Source organism: Rhizobium sp. RHZ01 (assembly GCF_014851595.1).
In the GTDB taxonomy this organism is placed as follows: Bacteria; Pseudomonadota; Alphaproteobacteria; order Rhizobiales; family Rhizobiaceae; genus Rhizobium; species Rhizobium altiplani.
Map to the genome: position 1 here is coordinate 65,487 of NZ_JACUZZ010000010.1, position 17,389 is coordinate 82,875.

Annotated in this window: 16 protein-coding genes; 8 read left to right on the forward strand and 8 right to left on the reverse strand. The window is 60.9% G+C overall.

Annotation, left to right across the window (positions count from 1 at the left end; all coding sequences use genetic code 11):
* Positions 1-8: 8 nt before the first annotated feature.
* From IB248_RS12765 to IB248_RS12795, 7 genes are all read right to left on the reverse strand, one after another.
* Positions 9-1,031, reverse strand: coding sequence for an LLM class flavin-dependent oxidoreductase (locus tag IB248_RS12765; protein WP_192240975.1), 1,023 nt, complete (start codon positions 1,029-1,031; stop codon positions 9-11).
* 135 nt (positions 1,032-1,166) lie between these two features.
* Entirely contained in the window at positions 1,167-2,714 is a 1,548-nt protein-coding gene (locus IB248_RS12770; protein ID WP_192240976.1) for a DHA2 family efflux MFS transporter permease subunit, read from the reverse strand.
* A gap of 50 nt (positions 2,715-2,764) precedes the next feature.
* Positions 2,765-3,142: a VOC family protein gene (locus IB248_RS12775; protein ID WP_192241048.1), complete on the reverse strand. Its 378-nt coding sequence runs from the start codon at positions 3,140-3,142 to the stop codon at positions 2,765-2,767.
* A 354-nt stretch (positions 3,143-3,496) separates the two neighbouring features.
* Positions 3,497-3,718: a hypothetical protein gene (locus tag IB248_RS12780; RefSeq protein ID WP_062369148.1), complete on the reverse strand. Its 222-nt coding sequence runs from the start codon at positions 3,716-3,718 to the stop codon at positions 3,497-3,499.
* Positions 3,719-4,041: 323 nt separating this feature from the next.
* Positions 4,042-5,223 carry a helix-turn-helix domain-containing protein gene (locus IB248_RS12785; protein ID WP_246779239.1) on the reverse strand — a complete coding sequence of 394 codons (1,182 nt, stop codon included), beginning with the start codon at positions 5,221-5,223 and terminating at the stop codon, positions 4,042-4,044.
* Positions 5,224-5,456: 233 nt separating this feature from the next.
* The gene (locus IB248_RS12790) at positions 5,457-6,677 is read right to left on the reverse strand and encodes a 2-oxo acid dehydrogenase subunit E2 (protein WP_192240977.1); all 1,221 of its coding nucleotides are present in this window, start codon (positions 6,675-6,677) and stop codon (positions 5,457-5,459) included.
* 3 nt (positions 6,678-6,680) lie between these two features.
* Entirely contained in the window at positions 6,681-8,762 is a 2,082-nt protein-coding gene (locus IB248_RS12795; RefSeq protein ID WP_192240978.1) for a transketolase C-terminal domain-containing protein, read from the reverse strand.
* A 351-nt stretch (positions 8,763-9,113) separates the two neighbouring features.
* Between IB248_RS12795 and IB248_RS12800 the strand changes: the two genes are divergently transcribed.
* The 4 genes from IB248_RS12800 to minE all read left to right on the forward strand — a co-directional run bounded on the left by IB248_RS12800 (position 9,114) and on the right by minE (position 11,379).
* A complete protein-coding gene (locus IB248_RS12800) occupies positions 9,114-9,251 on the forward strand; it encodes a DUF1127 domain-containing protein (RefSeq protein ID WP_018858054.1) in 138 nt (45 codons plus the stop codon).
* A gap of 294 nt (positions 9,252-9,545) precedes the next feature.
* Complete coding sequence (gene minC / locus IB248_RS12805; protein ID WP_192240979.1) at positions 9,546-10,271, forward strand: septum site-determining protein MinC; 726 nt, start codon at positions 9,546-9,548, stop codon at positions 10,269-10,271.
* 32 nt (positions 10,272-10,303) lie between these two features.
* Entirely contained in the window at positions 10,304-11,122 is an 819-nt protein-coding gene (gene minD / locus IB248_RS12810) for a septum site-determining protein MinD (protein WP_062369144.1), read from the forward strand.
* A complete protein-coding gene (gene minE / locus IB248_RS12815) occupies positions 11,119-11,379 on the forward strand; it encodes a cell division topological specificity factor MinE (RefSeq protein WP_018858057.1) in 261 nt (86 codons plus the stop codon). The genes minD and minE overlap by 4 nt, the downstream gene beginning before the upstream one ends.
* A 57-nt stretch (positions 11,380-11,436) precedes the next feature.
* On the opposite strand, the gene IB248_RS12820 is transcribed toward minE, so the two are convergent.
* Positions 11,437-12,030 carry a TetR/AcrR family transcriptional regulator gene (locus IB248_RS12820; RefSeq protein ID WP_025660268.1) on the reverse strand — a complete coding sequence of 198 codons (594 nt, stop codon included), beginning with the start codon at positions 12,028-12,030 and terminating at the stop codon, positions 11,437-11,439.
* A 234-nt stretch (positions 12,031-12,264) separates the two neighbouring features.
* On the opposite strand from IB248_RS12820, the gene IB248_RS12825 reads away from it, so the two are divergent.
* From IB248_RS12825 to IB248_RS12840, 4 genes are all read left to right on the forward strand, one after another.
* Entirely contained in the window at positions 12,265-12,738 is a 474-nt protein-coding gene (locus tag IB248_RS12825) for a (2Fe-2S)-binding protein (RefSeq protein ID WP_192240980.1), read from the forward strand.
* Entirely contained in the window at positions 12,738-13,721 is a 984-nt protein-coding gene (locus IB248_RS12830; RefSeq protein ID WP_192240981.1) for a xanthine dehydrogenase family protein subunit M, read from the forward strand. The genes IB248_RS12825 and IB248_RS12830 overlap by 1 nt, the downstream gene beginning before the upstream one ends.
* Positions 13,718-16,012 (forward strand): xanthine dehydrogenase family protein molybdopterin-binding subunit, encoded by a 2,295-nt coding sequence (locus IB248_RS12835; RefSeq protein WP_192240982.1) that lies wholly within the window; start codon positions 13,718-13,720, stop codon positions 16,010-16,012. The genes IB248_RS12830 and IB248_RS12835 overlap by 4 nt, the downstream gene beginning before the upstream one ends.
* Before the next feature lie 573 nt (positions 16,013-16,585).
* Positions 16,586-17,335 (forward strand): glycerophosphodiester phosphodiesterase family protein, encoded by a 750-nt coding sequence (locus IB248_RS12840; protein WP_192240983.1) that lies wholly within the window; start codon positions 16,586-16,588, stop codon positions 17,333-17,335.
* The last annotated feature ends 54 nt before the right edge of the window (positions 17,336-17,389 follow it).

Genomic DNA, 17,389 nt, shown 5'->3' on the forward strand with positions numbered 1-17,389 from the left:
GGCCCGACTTAACGCCAGCCTAGCGCCGGTGCCACATATTTGAGGATCGCCTCGATCACATGAGCGTTGTATTCGACGCCGAGTTGATTGGGGACCGTCAGCAACAGGGTGTCGGCTTCGGCAATGGCTTCGTCTTCGGAGAGCTGCTTGACCAGCGCCTCAGGTTCGGCCGCATAGGAGCGACCAAAGATCGCCTTGGTGTTTTCGTCGATATAGCCGATCGAATCCTGTTCCTTGCCGCCGCGGCCGAAGTAGGCACGGTCGCGATCGTCGACGAGCGCGAAGATGCTGCGGCTGACTGACACGCGTGGGGTGCGAGTATGGCCGGCTGCCTTCCATGCCTCCCTGTAGGCGCGGATTTGTGCGGCCTGCTGGACATGGAAGGGTTCGCCGGTTTCGTCATCCTTCAGCGTCGAACTCTGCAGGTTCATGCCGAGCTTGGCTGCCCAGATTGCAGTTGCATTGGACCCCGCGCCCCACCAGATGCGCTCGCGCAATCCTTCCGAATAGGGTTCAAGGCGCAGCAGGCCGGGCGGGTTAGGAAACATCGGACGCGGGTTTGGTTGGGCAAAACCCTCGCCTTTAAGTGCTTCCAGGAACACCTCGGCATGGCCACGGCCCATGTCTGCATCGCTCGAACCATCCTGTGGCTGGTAGCCGAAATAGCGCCAGCCATCGATGACCTGCTCCGGAGAGCCGCGGCTGATCCCCAGTTGCAGGCGGCCACCGGCAATGAGATCGGCAGCACCGGCGTCCTCAGCCATGTAGAGAGGGTTCTCGTAACGCATGTCGATGACCGCGGTGCCGGTCTCTATGGTCTTCGTCTTCGCACCGACTGCCGCCAGGAGCGGAAAAGGCGACGCCAGCTGCCGCGCAAAGTGGTGGACGCGGAAATACGCGCCGTCCGCACCGAGTTCTTCGGCGGCAATGGCAAGATCGATGGATTGGAGCAGCGCGTCACCCGCGGAGCGGGTTTTTGATTGAGGCGACGGCGCCCAGTGGCCGAAGGAGAGAAAGCCGATTTTCTTCATGATTTTACCCGTTGGATATCGCGGTTTGCGGTGGGAATTTTGATGGGCATAACATGGGGAGCACTGTCTGCCACGAAAAGACGATTGAACGCTCTGTTCATCCTTTGAGACTGACGTCCACCAAATGAGCGGCCGCTACGGCTGCGATGCGGTCAGCCGTCTTGCAAAAGGCAGGAAGAGCAGCGCACAGCCTGTCAGTATGGCGACGATCAGCCAAGCCTGGTTGATCGCCTGGACGCTTGCTGCTGTCTGTACGAGCGGATCCAGCGCAGCGATCGTGTCCGGTGTGAAGTCGCCGGTGCTGCCGGTGATCGTTCCCGCCGGAGCCCCGATAAACGCCGCCGTGGCTGCATCGCCGGCCCGCAGTTGATCCCATAGTCTCTGCCCAAGCGGCTCCGACCTCGTGTAGATGATCGTATCGATCATGGCGATGCCGATCGCCCCGCCCAGATTGCGCATCAGATTGAAGAGGCCGCTTGCGTCAGGCACCCGCGATGCCGGCAAGGTTCCGAGGGCGAGGCGTGTCGGCGGCAGAAGGCAGAACATGATCGCGGCACCGCGCACGACCTGCGGCCAGAACATGGCATCGAAGTCGGAGCGCGGATCATGGAATGCGCTCATCCCCAGTCCGATCGCAAACAACCCGAAGCCTGCGGCCGAAAGCAGACGCGGATCTGTCCGCTTTTCCAGCGCAACGGCGATCGGTGCGGTGAACAGCTGCGTTATGCCTGTGACCAGCATCGTCATCCCGATTTCCAGGGCATTGTGCCCCCTGACGAAGGCAAGGAACACCGGCATGAGATAGACCGAGCCGAACAGGCCGATCCCGAGCACGAAGCTGAGCGCGGATCCGACCAAGAAATTCCGATCTCGGAAATGATGCAGGTCGACGATGGGACGCGCTCTGCGCAGCGACCGCGATGCAAATGCGGACCCCGATACCAGGCTGAATGCTAGCAAGCTCAGGACGTAAGGCGAGATCCAGCCGCTCGTCGGCGCCTCCTTCAATCCCAGTTCCAGGCTCGCCAGCGCCAGCGCCATCATAAGGAGCGACAGACCATCGAGGTGCCGCAGTTCGGACACGTCGCCCTTCTGCCGGGGCAGGAACTGCCACGCCACCAGCGCCGAGACAATGCCGGGAACGATATTGATGAGGAACAGCCAATGCCACGAATAGGTTGACGTCAGCCAGCCGCCGATGATCGGTCCAACCGTCGGTGCCAAGACAGCCAGCACGCCGGCGATTGTCGTGGCGAGTGCCTGCCGCTCATTGGGAAAGAGGATGAAAACGGCCGAAAAAACCGCCGGGATCAGCGTTCCACCGGAAAAGCCCTGAACGACCCTCCAGGCAACCAGTTCGCCAAAGTCGTTGCTTGCCGCACAGCCAGTGGAAGCGACGACAAACAAGCCTATGGAGGCGACAAACAGCCATCTCATCGTCAGGACACGCGTCAGCAAGCCGGTCAACGGTATCGCGATCACCTCTGCGATCAGATAGACGGTCTGGATCCAGCTCATCTGGTCAGGATCGATATTGATGGCCTGCTGAATTGTCGGCAGGGATGTCGCGACCACCTGGATGTCCAGGATCCCCATGAACATGCCGATGCACATCGCAATGAAGCCTACCCAGATCACCGCCGAAGGCGGATGAGAGGAGGCGGGCTCAAGGTGTTGCGACATGCGGTTGCCCTGCGATCGGGATGGTTCAAGACGGCCCGCGCTGCGGGCCTTCACTCAGGACGGCGGAAAAACGCTTCCAGGCGATAGCCGTCCGGATCGATGACAAATGCTGCGTAATAGAATGATCCGTACTCGGGGCGTATTCCCGGTTCTCCGTTGTCCGTCCCGCCGCCGGCCATTGCGTTTGCGTGGAAGGCTCTGACGCCTTCCTCGTTGCGGGCAACAAAACAGAAGTGCAGTCCCGACTCCATGTCGGGAACGACAGGCCGCTCGGCGAGCTTTATCCAGAGCTGGGGCTGTTCAGCACCGTAGCCCAGCCATCCGTCACTCGTTGAAAGCCTCGTATAGCCCAGCGGCTCAAGTGCTGCGTCGTAGAATTTTCGTGCACGCTGGAGATCGGACACGCCGATAGAAACATGATGAAACATCATTCCTCCCTCTATGCCGGCGCTCGTGATTGATGAGCCGCAGCCAATCGGGCCGCTCGCGACTGTACAGCGTCGCATGCGTAAAGCAAATGATGGAGCTCAATTGTCGATCCCGGTGCTGCCCCGAGGACTGACCAGCAGAAAGGAACATTGCCAAAGCAGGCTGAAGTCTTTGAAAAGAAACTGATGGATTGTGGCGCCAAGCGAGTTTGACAAGCCGTCAGGAACGCGCAGCGTCGGCTCAACGACCGGGGCCCACCGCTTGCATTAGTGCAAAGCGGCGGGCCCCGGACACGCTGAAGAGATGCTGGCATTTCGCGTTCAGGTGGTGCTGCACGCGAAAGTTACTCGATGCTAGTTCGCCTTAACCCTTCGCGCGAGAGCCATTACGTAATCGTCGGCGATATCGGCCAAGGTCAGAGCGACCTCGGTTTCCTTCCATCCCGCAGCAACGGCTCGTTGCACGAAAGCTCGAAAAGCCTGTGCAAGGACTTCCTCACGCTCGACGACGCGGTACGGATCATTCGTAGAATATTGAGGGTTGCTGATCTGGATCGTAGGGTTGGTCGGTTCCATGATATGCCCCTGAAAGTTGCCCCATCTGATGACGGGCGCATTTCCTTGTGCGTTCCGTCTCACTGCCTGCACTGCGATTATGCTTCTTTATTAAGGGGTTACTGGGATCTTGTCGTTAGCTACGCATCCGGAAACTTGCAGCAGCGTACATTTCTGCGGCTCCAGGGACGGCCCCAGGTGCTCTCGCTGTTGAGCGATTTTGGCAGAGCCGCGGGTGCTCGCCTTGCACGAGGCATGACCCAAAAACGCGGGAACTTGCGGTGGCGGGCATTCAGCGCGAAAGGGGAGGCGACCGACGCAAGGCGCTAACGCAACAACCGCGCTCAGGCTCGACGGTTGTGCCCAAGCGTTCTCAGCCATGTGTCGAAGGACTGACCACTCTCAGCCTCGGCTACCGGCTCGACGGAATAGCCAATATTGGACGGCATGCCCGAAGTCCTCGCCTCACGCGGGCTGTAGCCGAATTCCTTGCTGAAGGCGCGGCTGAAATGTGCGGCTGAGGAAAAGCCAGCCGCGAAGGCGATATCGGCGATTTGTTGCCGGTTGGAGGTATCGCTCAATGCGGCGTGCGCGGACAAGAGCCGGCGTCGCTGGATATAGTGATGCACACCGCCGTCTGTCTCGAACGCCTGGTAGAGCCGCGTGCGGGAGACGCCCAGTTCCCGGCACAAACGGTCGGTCGTCAGGTCGGGTGACATCAGATTGTGCTGGACGAAGCGGTGGACGCGTTCCTTCAGTGGCAAGCCGCTGCTTTGTTCTGGCGACGAGACATGTGCTGACGATGATGAAACACAGGCCAGGATCAGATCGCGGACGGTCTGTACCACGTGAGAAAGATCCGCCTCAGCAAGCAGGGCCAGCTTCGTCTCGACGCCATCCAGATAGTCGATCAGCAGTTTGGCGCGTGTTCCAACGAGCGCGATGTTGTTCTTGATTTCGACAGCGGAGGCGGGATGGAGCAATTCGCGAGGCAGGTAGAGGGACAGGGTTTGGGCGTCCGTCGATCGACCACGAAAGGGATGCCCCAAACTACGCAATTCGACATTTCCAGGCTCGCCCTCGGAAACATGTCCGCCAACTTCCGTCCATGTTCGGCCGCCGCGCAATACAGAGATATGCCAATGATCGATCGGGCTTGATCGAACCTTCGCTTCCGAACGCATATAGCTATGGGCGGGCGTGCTTTGCTGAACGACAAGCATGCCGCCGAGGTTCCAGACCGCATGGTCGGCCACAAAACCCGTATCCGTGGGAATGCTGTCCGGGCGCCTGATATCGACAAGCGGCGCGACATAAGACTGCCAGGCGAAAAATTGCTGTGCCGGCTCAAGGTCGCGCGTGGAAAATCGCAGGGGTTTCAATGCCGGAGGAGGCGCGGGGTGCTCGTCCGGTGGTTTGGAGTCGCGAGGAAAGCGACGGCGTTCCACCTGCACGGTCTTGCTATCGTCGCGCTTGCCGCCATCAGGGTGTGGAGGGGAGGGGCGAGATCGTTCATCGTCCGGCAATTCGGTCTCCATAGCGGATCAGGGAGCACGGCCTAGCTATCCCACCAGTACTGAATCAGCTGTTGTCAAAGCTAGCGCATGCCGCGTTGTAGTCAATGAAAACGCTACCATAGGACGCCGTTATGCACACTCGCGCGATTGTGGATGCGTGCTGCATGCAACGGTGCCGTCTGGGTGATAGTGGGGGACGCCAGTCGAACTCACAGCGCGCGGCTATTTGCGAGCCGCCCGCGCTAGTCCCGCCAGCCCTCGAGGATCTGGACGAAAGACGTCAACCAGGCATTTGTCTGGTGGGCGTCCAGCGCGCGATGGTCGATCGTTAGCGAGACATAGGCCATCGGCCGAATCTGGATGGTGTCGACGCCGTCGATCTCTCGTACGACGACGCGCTTCTCCATTTTTCCGACGCCAAGAATGGCCGACTGCGGCTGATTGATGACGATGGGCGTAGCGACCAGCGAGCCAGACACGCCATGGTTTGAGATGGTGAAGGTGCCGCCGCGCATGTCGGCGTTGGTCAGGCCACCGGAACGCCCGCGATTGGTCAGGTCTTGAAGTCTGGCGGCGACATCGGGTAACGCGAGGCTCTGCGCTTGCTGGATCACCGGGACGACCAGGCCCCTGTCGCCGAGGGCCATGCCGACGCCGATGTTGATATCGTCGAAGACCTCCAGATGATCCTCATGCCAGCGGCTGTTGATCTCCGGTACTGCCCGCATCGCCACGACGCAAGCGACGATGATGTAGGCCGTATAGGAGAGATTGATGCCATCGGCGGCCATTGCCGCCTTGTTCCTTTCGCGATGCCTAATGACTGCCGTGAAATCGGCCTCGAAGATCGACGTGACATGGGGGGCAGCCGTAAGCGACTCCAACATGTGCCGGGCGATGGAAAGCCGCATGGGCGTATGGGCGACCATACGCGACCCGTGACCGGTCTGATCGCGGGCGAGAGTGGTCGGCCCGGAGCCGGTCGGCGTGTTCAGGGGCGACGGTATCCCGTCGCGTCGCTGCTTTTTTTCGAACGCGGCATCCATATCCAAACGCGTGACACGTCCGTCCTTGCCGGTGCCAAGCACCGCAGCCGGGTCGATGCCATATTGTGCGCCGGCGCTGCGAACCGCTGGCGAGAACCGGTCCCCGCCTGCATCGCTTGTCTCGCGGGACGGCAAGGTGGGAGTATCCCGCGCATGGTCATCACCGGCAGCGGTAGCTATCAGGCGAATACGGCCGAGAACTGCGCCAGGTGTCGCATCCGTGCCCGATCCCATGACGATCTCGTCAAGTATCCCGGCTGCGGGTGCGGAAATCTCCTGCGTCACCTTGTCCGTCTCAAGCTCGACGAGGGGATCATCCAGGGCGACAGTCTCACCCGGTTGCTTCAGCCAGTTGCGAACGACCGTCTTCGTACCCTCCTGCTCGACGGGAACGAGGACTTCGGCGAAATCGACCATGATCTAGTACTCCACCAAGGCGGTGATCTTCTGCCGGATCCGGTCCACGGACGGCAGTGCCCATTCGAGCAAGGATGGATTGTGCGGGCTCGGGATGTCAGGCATCGTCAACCGTGCGACCGGGGCGTCGAGATCCAGGAAGGTCTCGTCAGCAACGACGGCGGCGATCTCCGCGCCGAAGCCGGCTGTCTTAAGGTCCTCATGGACGATAAGGCAGCGCCGTGTGCGACGAACCGACGAGATGACGCTCTCGCGGTCCCATGGCATCAATGTACGCAGATCGATGACATCGGCGGAGATGCCTTCTGCCGCTTCCTCGCAGCGCGGAACCATGGCACCCCAGGTCACGATCGTGATGGCGTCGCCCCTGCGTGTAAAGCGTGCCTTGCCAAAGGGAAGCGCGAAGTTGTCGCCGGGGTAGGGGCGACGGGCCCATGGATGGTCGAGCATGGCGCGATGCTCGAAGAAGATCACCGGATCGTTCCCGCGCAGGGCCGTTCGCAACAGCCCGACGGCGTCTTCGGCGTTCGAGGGAACGGCAACCTGCCAGCCTGGTTGATGGACGAACGCGACCTCGTTCGTCTGGCTGTGCCACGGATCCCCACATTTGAAAAAGCCGCCGGGCACGCGCAGCACGACCGGCGCGGCGAACCGGTTGTTGGTGCGCCAGCGGATTGTACCGCAATCGTTGATCTGTTCGGTCGCGGGCTCGGCGTATTTGCGGAACTGGATCTCGGGAACGGGAACGAGGCCCGCGAGCGCCATCCCGACGGCGCGACCGACGATGCCTTCTTCCGACAGCGATGTGTCAAAGACACGGTCCTTGCCGAATTTCTCCTGGAGTCCAAGCGTGACCGCGTGAACGCCGCCCTTCGGGCCAATGTCCTCGCCAAACAGCACCACGCGTGGGTTGGTGGCCAATTCGTGGTCCAGTGTGCGCCTGATCGCCGTGACCATATTGATGCGTTGGCCGTCTGGCGCGGCCTCGTTGCTGCATTCCGGAGCCTGGTAGCCGTCGCAGTGCTGACCGCCCATTGACTGCATTTCCCCGTCGAAAAATACATGACGGGTGACGGTTTCGGGAGACGAGAAAGCGCGGCTTTCAGCCTCGGCGCGTGCCTTTTCCGCAGTGTCGCCGGCCTCATGCCTGCAGGCTTCCCACTCGTCCGCGCTGATTGCCAAGGGGACCAGGTAGTCTCGCAGACGAGGCAGCGGATCGCGGGCCCATTCCGCCTTTACGAGCTCTTCACTCTTGTAGGACTGGGTGTCCTGGAAGCTATGACCCTCCAGCCGCGGAACCGTCAGCCGCAGGAGAGCTGGCATTCTCTGCTCGCGGACGAAACCGACGGCGTTTTGCGTGAGGCGAGCCACGTCAGCGGGATCGCAGCCATCACCTTCAAAGATGGCAAGGCCGCGCCAGCTCGCGAGATTGGCTGCAATGTTTCCGCCCGGCGTTTGCATGTCGGAGGGAACTGAGATCCCGAAGCCGTTATCCTCGACGTAAAACAACATCGGCAGCTTCTGCGTTGTAGCGATTGTCAGCGCCGACCAGAAGCCATTCGATGCGACCGAGCCATCTCCACCAAGGACGACCGCTATCGCGTCACTGTAGTCATGCTCCCCGAGGACCGTTGCATGGTAGTGAATAGCCTGGGCCCAGCCCGCGGTCGGGGTGTACTGGGCACCGACACCGCCGCACATCGGCAGGGCAGAAGCGCCGTCGCGGTTCGGATAGTTGAAGACGACGCCGATGTCGCGACCGTCCGAATAGCCGCCGGCGCGCGCCATCGCCGAGCCGAGCGCATCGGCCGGATCGACGCCGAGCGACAAAAGCAGCGGGCGTGACCGATAGTAGCCGCAGGTAGCATCGTGGCGGTTCGTCAGCTGCAGCCCGAGCATGATCTGCGCCATGTCGTGGCCGCGGGCGGAAAACTGATAGAGGATCTTTTTTTCGGGGACGAGCCGCGTTTCTTCCATCTCGTCAAGGATGCGCGAGAGATGCAGGAGATAGGTAACGCGCTTCCAGTCTATTCCCTCATCGGGTGCGTTCCTGCCACGCATTATAAGCGCGGTCGCCTGTGCCATCTTCGATCCTCCCAAATCTCTGATCCACGAGGAGGTTAGTACAGCCTTGGAGAAATTTCGTTTCAGTTTTCCGCGAAAGGCACGGTGGTGTGAAACGTTCATTTCACCAGATGGCGATATTTCACACCATCAATTCGGCACTCTCGATAAGGTTCCGGTTTGGCCGGTATTGCAGGTGGCTGCGTATCGAATCGTCGGGCAGATCCGCGTGTCGCCGAGGGGATCGTGCAATTTTCTTTCGCAACCTGCATCTCGAGGCTGCAAATTCCAGATGCCTCATATGCGCTTTTCGAAATGCTCATTCATAAAGCAATGCGCTATATAATTGTGCATCGCACAAGGAGATATGACATGAAAATCGGCAACAAGATCGGAGAGTTTCTTCAGCTCCGCAAGGCATACAGAGATCTTTCCAGACTTGACGACTCGGCGCTGAAGGACATCGGCGTCAGCCGTGGCGACATCAAGCGGCTGGTTTACGGCCGCTAAGGCACCGAACGAGACCCAGACCTCAAGGCCCGCCAAAGCGGGCCTTTATTGTTTCAGGGATTGCCTGGCAGGTTCTTGGCGTCCGCTGCCAGCGACACCAGCCCCCCTTTATGAGAAGGCATCCTCGCTTACCCCAGAGTGGCGATCCAAGATGCCTGCTGTCAGCGCATCAAGGGCTAATGGCTTCGAATTTGCGGTGAGAGGATTTGCGATCTGTTAATGATCTGGACGCCCGAAATTAACTATTTGTTAACCAAATCAGACATAGAAATAGTCAACGATTTCTTAACATAGATGACCAAAGTGCTAACTGACGCTCGCTCGATCCGTATCAAGGGCCGCTCTTTTCTGGCGGTCATGCTTTCGCCAGATCTTCCCTTCGATGACTGGCTCGTAAGACTAGACGATCTTGCCGCGCGCTCCGCCGGCTTCTTCCTGGGGCGACCGGTCGTGCTTGACGTCGGCGATCTCCAGATCGACCGGGCGCAGCTGAAGGGCCTGATTGCCGAGCTGGCGCAGCGCAACGTCAGCATCATGGGGATCGAGGGCTGCCGCCCGTCGATGATCGGCCCCGGCATGCCCCCAGCCCTCAAGGGCGGGCGCCCGGTTTCGGATTTCGAGGTTCCGCAGCAGGAGCCGGTCATCGATGTTCGCGCCGCCCAGCCCGAAGCCGTCGAGGCCCGACCTGCGCTGCAGTCGATCGTCATCCGCGAGCCGATTCGTTCAGGCCAGTCGCTGATCTTTCCAGAAGGCGATGTCACGGTCATCGGGTCCGTCGCTTCCGGTTCGGAAATCATCGCCGGTGGCTCGGTTCATATCTACGGGACACTGAGGGGGCGGGCCATGGCGGGCTCCGTCGGAAATACATCGGCGCGAATCTTCTGCCGCAAGCTTGAGGCAGAGTTGGTGGCGATAGATGGCATCTACAAAATGGCGGAAGACATTGCGCCGAACCTTCGCGGACAGCCCGTTCAGCTTTGGCTGGAAGGCGAATCGATCAAGGCAGAGAAACTTATCTAGGCCCGAAGCTGGCTATCACACAGGAGAGAAAGATGGGGAAAGTCATCGTCGTCACTTCGGGCAAGGGCGGAGTGGGCAAGACCACATCCACCGCAGCCCTCGGAGCAGCCTTGGCTCAAAGAAACGAGAAAGTCGTTGTTGTCGACTTTGATGTCGGCCTGCGCAATCTCGATCTCGTCATGGGCGCTGAACGAAGGGTCGTTTACGATCTGATCAACGTCATCCAGGGGGACGCGAAGCTTTCGCAGGCGCTGATCCGTGACAAGAGACTTGAGACGCTCTTCCTGCTGCCGGCATCCCAGACGCGCGACAAGGACAACCTGACCGCGGAAGGCGTGGAGCGCGTTATCAACGACCTGAAGCGTCATTTCGACTGGATCATCTGCGACAGTCCGGCCGGGATCGAGCGCGGTGCCACGCTTGCCATGCGCCACGCCGACGTCGCCGTCGTCGTCACCAATCCCGAAGTCTCTTCAGTGCGTGATTCCGACCGTATCATCGGGCTGCTCGACTCGAAGACCGCGAAGGCCGAAAGCGGAGAACGGATGGAAAAACATCTGCTCCTGACGCGCTACGACCCCAACCGTGCAGAACGCGGTGACATGCTGAAAGTCGATGACGTGCTGGAGATCCTCTCCATCCCACTTCTCGGCATCATCCCAGAAAGCTCGGATGTGCTTCGCGCATCCAACATTGGTGCCCCCGTGACCCTGGCCGATAGCCGCAGCGCGCCGGCGATGGCCTATTTCGATGCTGCGCGCAGGCTGGCGGGTGAGGAGCTTCCAGTCGTCGTTCCGGGAGAAAGGCGGGGCATCTTCGGTAAAATCTTCGGACGGAGGGCCGCTGCATGAGCATCTTCAGCATCTTTGGCAAGCAAAGGACCGCGCCAGCGGCCCGGGAACGACTACAGATTCTACTCGCGCATGAGCGCGTTTCGGCAGGATCCGATCTCGTATCGTTGCTGCGCGAGGAGATCCTCGCCGTTATCGCCAAACACGTGCAGGTCGACAGCGAACGGGTTCGCGTGACGATGGATCGCGACGAGCATATGTCGATCCTCGAGATCGACGTCGAAATCCCACTGGGCGCGACCGTCCGGGCAGCATGAACAAAGGGCGGCGCCACGAGCGCCGCCTCCCGCTTGGCGCAAAGCCTGGCGATGGCGTTATTTCTTCGTCCGCAACCCATCCATCAAGAGACCGATCAGCCGGTTCGAGCGATCCCGCCACTCCGCGGATGCCGGTAGCGAATAGATGCTCGAAAGGGCGTGCAGAAGGTCGCTCGTGTCGATATCGTTTCGAATGAAGCCCTGATCGGCTGCCGCTCTCAGGAGCCGTTCAACGGCGCCGCGCAGGATGCCGCTGCCTTCGGCAAACAGCGAGGCGTTGGAGTCCATCAGGATTTTCAAGCTGCTTGCCATCCCCCGCTTTGCGGCAATGTAGCCTACAAAGCGGCGCATCCATTCTTCCAGCGCAGCGTCAGGCGCGTGGCTTGCCGCGAGATCCTCCGCCGCCGCGGCGAGGCTTTCCAGTTCCCGCCGATAGACCACCTCAACCAGATGCTCGCGCGTTGGAAAATGCCGGTAGAGCGTTCCAATGCCGACGCCGGCCCGGCGGGCAATGTCTTCCAGCGATGTTTCGACGCCCGCTTCCGCAAAGACGGCGGCGGCGACTTCTACGAGCTTCTCACGATTACGACGGGCGTCGGCGCGCAGTGGCGGCGGTGTCGACTGTGCTGTCTTCGGCGGTGCCGAGGCCAAAATAAGCTCCAAGCGCATTCCGGACTTGACGGCAACCGGCAAGTCACTAGATTAAACGGAGGCTCCTCCGTTTGTGAGGAGGTGCCTTTTACCTCTTAATCCAGAAGGGGGCAGGATGTCATGTCGAAACGTGCCCAGACTTGCTTCCCGTGAGTTTAGGTAGCGCTCCTATTCCCGGCGGCCACCCTCTTTCTGGATTTACCTCCAATCTCGTGACGATAGCAGGAGCTTATCATGACACGAACGGTTCATCTTTCCCTGGACATCAACGGACGGCGGCATGATCTCGATGTCGAACCGCGCGTGATGTTGCTCGACGCGCTGCGTGAGCAACTTGGCCTTACTGGCACGAAGAAAGGCTGCGACCAGGGGCAATGCGGCGCATGCACCGTCCACGTCGACGGCAAGCGCGTGCTCGCCTGTCTGACGCTCGCCGCCCAGGTCGAAGGGCGAAGCATCACGACGATCGAAGGACTTTCGGCCGAAAGCGGCGACCTGCATCCGGTACAGACCGCCTTCCTGGAACATGACGCCTTCCAGTGCGGCTATTGCACGCCGGGCCAGATCATGTCGGCCGTCGCCTGCATCCGCGAGGGGCGAGCGGGCTCGGACGACGAGATCCGGGAATACATGGCCGGCAATCTCTGTCGGTGCGGCGCCTATAATCATATCGTGGCGGCGGTCCGCGAAGCGGCGGAGATGGCGTGATGAGGGACTTCAGCTATTTCCGGGCAGGTTCGCTCGACGACGCCCGCCAGCATGCCACGCAGCCAGGCGCGATGCTGCTTGCCGGCGGCACGACGCTTCTCGACCTGGCAAAATGTGGTGTTGCGGAACCCGATTCAGTCGTCGATATCAGTCACCTCTCGGGCCTGTCGCAGATTGCGGCGGATGCTGATGGCGTTACCATTGGCGCGCTGGCGAAAATGGAAGATGTGGCCCGCAGCCCAGGGATACGGGCCGACTATCCGGCCGTTTCGCAGTCGCTGTTGCTGGCGGCTTCTCCTCAGTTGCGCAATATGGCGACGATAGGCGGCAATCTTCTGCAGCGTACGCGGTGCCCCTATTTCCGTGACCCTGCGACGTTTTCTGCCTGCAACAAGCGCAACCCCGGTTCCGGCTGCTCGGCGATCGGGGGTGTGACCCGTAATCATGCGGTGCTGGGAACCAGCGAGGCTTGCATTGCTGTCTATCCGGGGGATCTCGCCGTTGCGCTGGTTGCACTGGACGCGACGATCGACCTCGGTGGCCGAAAGGTGACTGCTGACGAATTCTTCGTGCTTCCCGGCGACACACCCGATCGTGAAACGCTCCTTGAGCGCGGCGAGATGGTGGTTGCGGTCCTCATTCCGGCGTCGCCAATCGCCAGACAGTCGACCTATCTCAAGATCCGGGACCGCCAGTCCTATGAATTCGCAGCCGCAAGCGCTGCCGTCGGTCTCGAGATGGAGCCAGACGGCAGCACGGTCCGCGACATCCGCGTCGCGTTGGGTGGCGTTGCCACCAAGCCCTGGCGTGTACGAGCCGTCGAAGAGGCTCTGATTGGGAAGCCCCTCGATGCCGGTATCATCGAGAAGGCAAGCCGACTGGCGATGGATGGCGCCATCGCGCATGGCGCCAATCGCTACAAGATCGAACTCGCGCCGCGTGTCATTGCGCGCGCCATCCTCAATCTGGGAGGTCTCGCATGACCATCATGGAACCCCGAAACAAACGTGGTGATGCTTCCGACGGTACGATCGGCGGTCGCCTCTCGCGCTTCGATGGAAAGCTGAAGATCACCGGTAGCGCTACCTATGCTTTGGAACAGCCAGTCGAGGGCTTGGCCTATGCTGTCCTGGTGCAGAGCCGGATTGCTGCCGGCCGGGTTGTAAAGGTCGACACGACGCGGGCAGAGGCTGCTCCAGGCACGCTACTGGTGCTGACACCCGAAGTCGATCTCGGCCTGAAGGTGGCGTCCGACTGGTACGGAAACCGGCCGGACAACCAGCCCTACCATCCCCTTTCGCACAATGTCAGCTTCAACGGTCAGGCGGTAGCTGCCGTGATCGCAGAAACACTGGAGCAGGCAACCGAAGCGGCAAGGTTGGTCGACATCACCTACGAGGAAGGGCCGGCGGTCGTCGATCTCGATGACCCCGAAGCCGGAGAAGGAAAACTGCTCGATGCGCTAACGGTGAGCTGGGGCGATGCCGAGGCCGCGCTCGCCGCCTCCGCGGTGCGTGTCGAGGCACAGTATCGAACGCCACGCGAATATCACGTGACGATCGAGCCGCATGGTCTGATTGCCAAATGGGACGGTGATCAGCTGACCATCTGGGAACCGAGCCAATGGACGCACGGGATGGCCCGCACCTATGCCGAGTGGTACGGACTGCCCCCCGAAAATGTGCGTATCGTCTCGCCCTTTATCGGTGGTGGCTTCGGCTCCAAGGCAACAGCCTATGCCTATGGCGCCGTTGCAACGGCAGCAGCGCGCAGGCTTGGCCGAGCGGTAAAGCTCGCTGTCGCGCGCCCGCAGACTTTTACGGCCTATGGTGGCCGTGCCGCGACCAGGCAGACAATCGCTCTTGGAGCCAACGCCGATGGCGTTCTGCAGTCCATCGTGCATCGGGGTGCCAGCGAGACAGCGACTTACGCCGATTTCCCCGAGCAGACAAACGCCGCGACGCCACTGATGTACGCTGTGGAGAATTTCAGCGCGAAGCACAGCATCGTTCCTGTCAATACGGTTGTGCCGGGAGCTTTGCGCGCCCCTGGCAAGAATCCAAGCGCCTTCGGCCTGGAAAGCGCCATGGATGAGCTCGCCTACGCGGTCGGGATCGATCCTGTCGAACTCAGGTTGCGCAATTACGCCGAGGCGGACCCTCAGTCCGGCAAGCCATGGTCGACCCGCCGCTTGCGCGAGGCGCTTGCCGAGGGCGGCAAGGCGTTCGGATGGTCACGCCGCAGCTTCGAGCCACGCTCGATGCGAGATGGCAGACAACTCATCGGCTGGGGGGTGGCGTGCGGAACCTTCCCGGTCCTGCGCGCTTCGAGCGAGGCACTGATCCGAATTCTCGCCGATGGTTCGGCGGAAGTCGTCAGTGGCGCGATCGACATGGGACAGGGCACTTACACGATCCTCGCCCAAACCGCGGCTGAAGTGCTCGGTGTTCCGGTCGAAAGCATCAATGTCCGGCTTGGTGACTCATCGCTTCCCGGCGCCACGGTTGCTGGGGGCTCGATGCTTGCCGGCGCAATCACCGGGGCCGTCCACAAGGCAGCATCGGCTGCCCGCGACGAGCTGATCGAGCTTGCCCTCAACGACAGTGCCTCTCCTTTCCGTGATACTGGCGCCAATACGTTGACACTCGCAAGCGGTCGGATTTCAGTGCCTCGCGACGGGGGGCTTTCTGTCTCCATCTCGGAGCTGATGACAGCTCTTGGCCGCGACAGCGTCGAGACACGGCGAAACACGCTTCCTGACGGAGAGCAGGGGCCGGAAGGTCACCGGAAAGCCTGGACCACGATGACAAGCATCAAGGGGCCGACTGCGGGCGAGTTCGCCATGCACAGCTGGTGCGCGCATTTTGTGGAGGTCAAGGTGGATGAGGATTTCGGTACCGTCCGTGTCTCCCGCATGGTCTCGGCCTTCGATTGCGGCAGGATCTACAACCCCAAGCTTACCGAAAGCCAATGGCGTGGTGGGATCATCATGGGGATCGGTCAGGCGCTGCTCGAGGAAGGCCTGGTTGACCCGCGCAACGGGCGCGTCATCAACAACAACCTCGGCGATTACCTCGTTGCGACCAATGCCGACATTCCGCCGATCGAGGTAATCTCAGTTGGCATCCCCGACCTCAACGCCTCGGTGCTCGGGGGCAAGGGTGTCGGCGAAGTCGGCATTGTCGGCGTTGCGCCGGCAATCGCCAATGCCGTCTTTCACGCCACCGGCAAGCGGGTTCGCGACCTGCCGATAACGCTTGAGAAGCTGCAGTGACGAGTGGCTTCGTCGGCTTGCGTTCTGCGCAGGCGACGGGCCGTGCAGCGTAAAGCGCGTATGGCGAGTTCCCGCGCATCCGTGATTGGATTGCGCGGGAATGATTCCCTTATGGAAAAATACATCCGCGACCGCGTGGCTGGCCGGTCGTGAATTCGCATCTCCCGTAAGGATGTCGAATGACAACGCTTCGCTGATATCTTAGCATCGACGGCAGCCATTGGCATTCAGGCACATGAAGCCGCTTCAATGCCGCTAACAGCACCGCAAATCTTGAACCCGATCAGCGCGCCTTGTTCCCGGAACTGAGCATTTGCTCAACCGTGGAGGTAGATGTCACGCAACGGTTATCTGCGCTCACTATACCGGGCCGCTAACGCTGTCCGTTAGGCGGCTAAAGCGCAGACCGAGGGCCCCACGCGATGCCAGCTTCTAGAAGCGGCGTGCGTCGATGCTCCACTCCTGTCGCCTTGGCCGCGAGACGTGACGGTGCCTGTCACATGGCTGGCAGACGAGCGTCGCTTCCGGGAGGCGGCACTTTCGACCAGTTGATCTTTACGGAAGGTATTTCCCATGACGAAAATCGTTGGCCATCGCGGAGCACGAAACAAATGGCCCGAAAATTCGATTGAGGGTTTCAGAAGGACCTTGGAACTCCCTGTCGATGCGATCGAATTTGATGTGCATTTAACCGACGCCGGCGAACTCGTCGTCATTCACGACGCCACGCTTGAGCGTACGACCGAGAAAGCGGGCAAGGTCCGGGATTTGTCACCTTCCGATCATCAGGCGACCCGCCTCAAAGGATCGCAGGAGTCAATCCCGACCCTTGACGAGGTGCTTGCTCTGTTTGCTTCCTCGAGACCCGTCGAGCTTCATGTCGAGCTGAAAGCCGACGCGGATGGAGCGCATTACGAAGGGCTTGAGGCCTTGGCGGCAGCGGCCATTCGACGTCACGGGCTTGCCGGGCGCAGCCTGCTGACAAGCTTCAATCTGGGGGTACTCGCGCGGTGCCAAGAGGTTGCTCCCGAAATCGGCCGCCTGTGCTCGATCAATGCCAAGTCCGCCGAGGCGCTGGGTGCGGCTGCGACCTTCGCCAAAGCTGCGGAAGTCGCCGGCCTCGTTGCCATCGAGAAGTCGCTGCTGGCCGCAACCTTTCACGACGTTGCCGCGATCGTTTCACGAGATCGTCTCTGCTGCTGGGTGTTGAATGAGCAAGAGGAGATCGAACACTGGCTCGGGCAGGGCGTCGGCTGGATCACCAGCGATGATCCAGCCCTGGCCCTGGCGGTGCGCCCCGGATCGCGGCATTCGGCCGCTTGATCACTTGGGGCCCCTCAGCAATGGCCTGTGCACGCAGACATGCGAACCACCGAA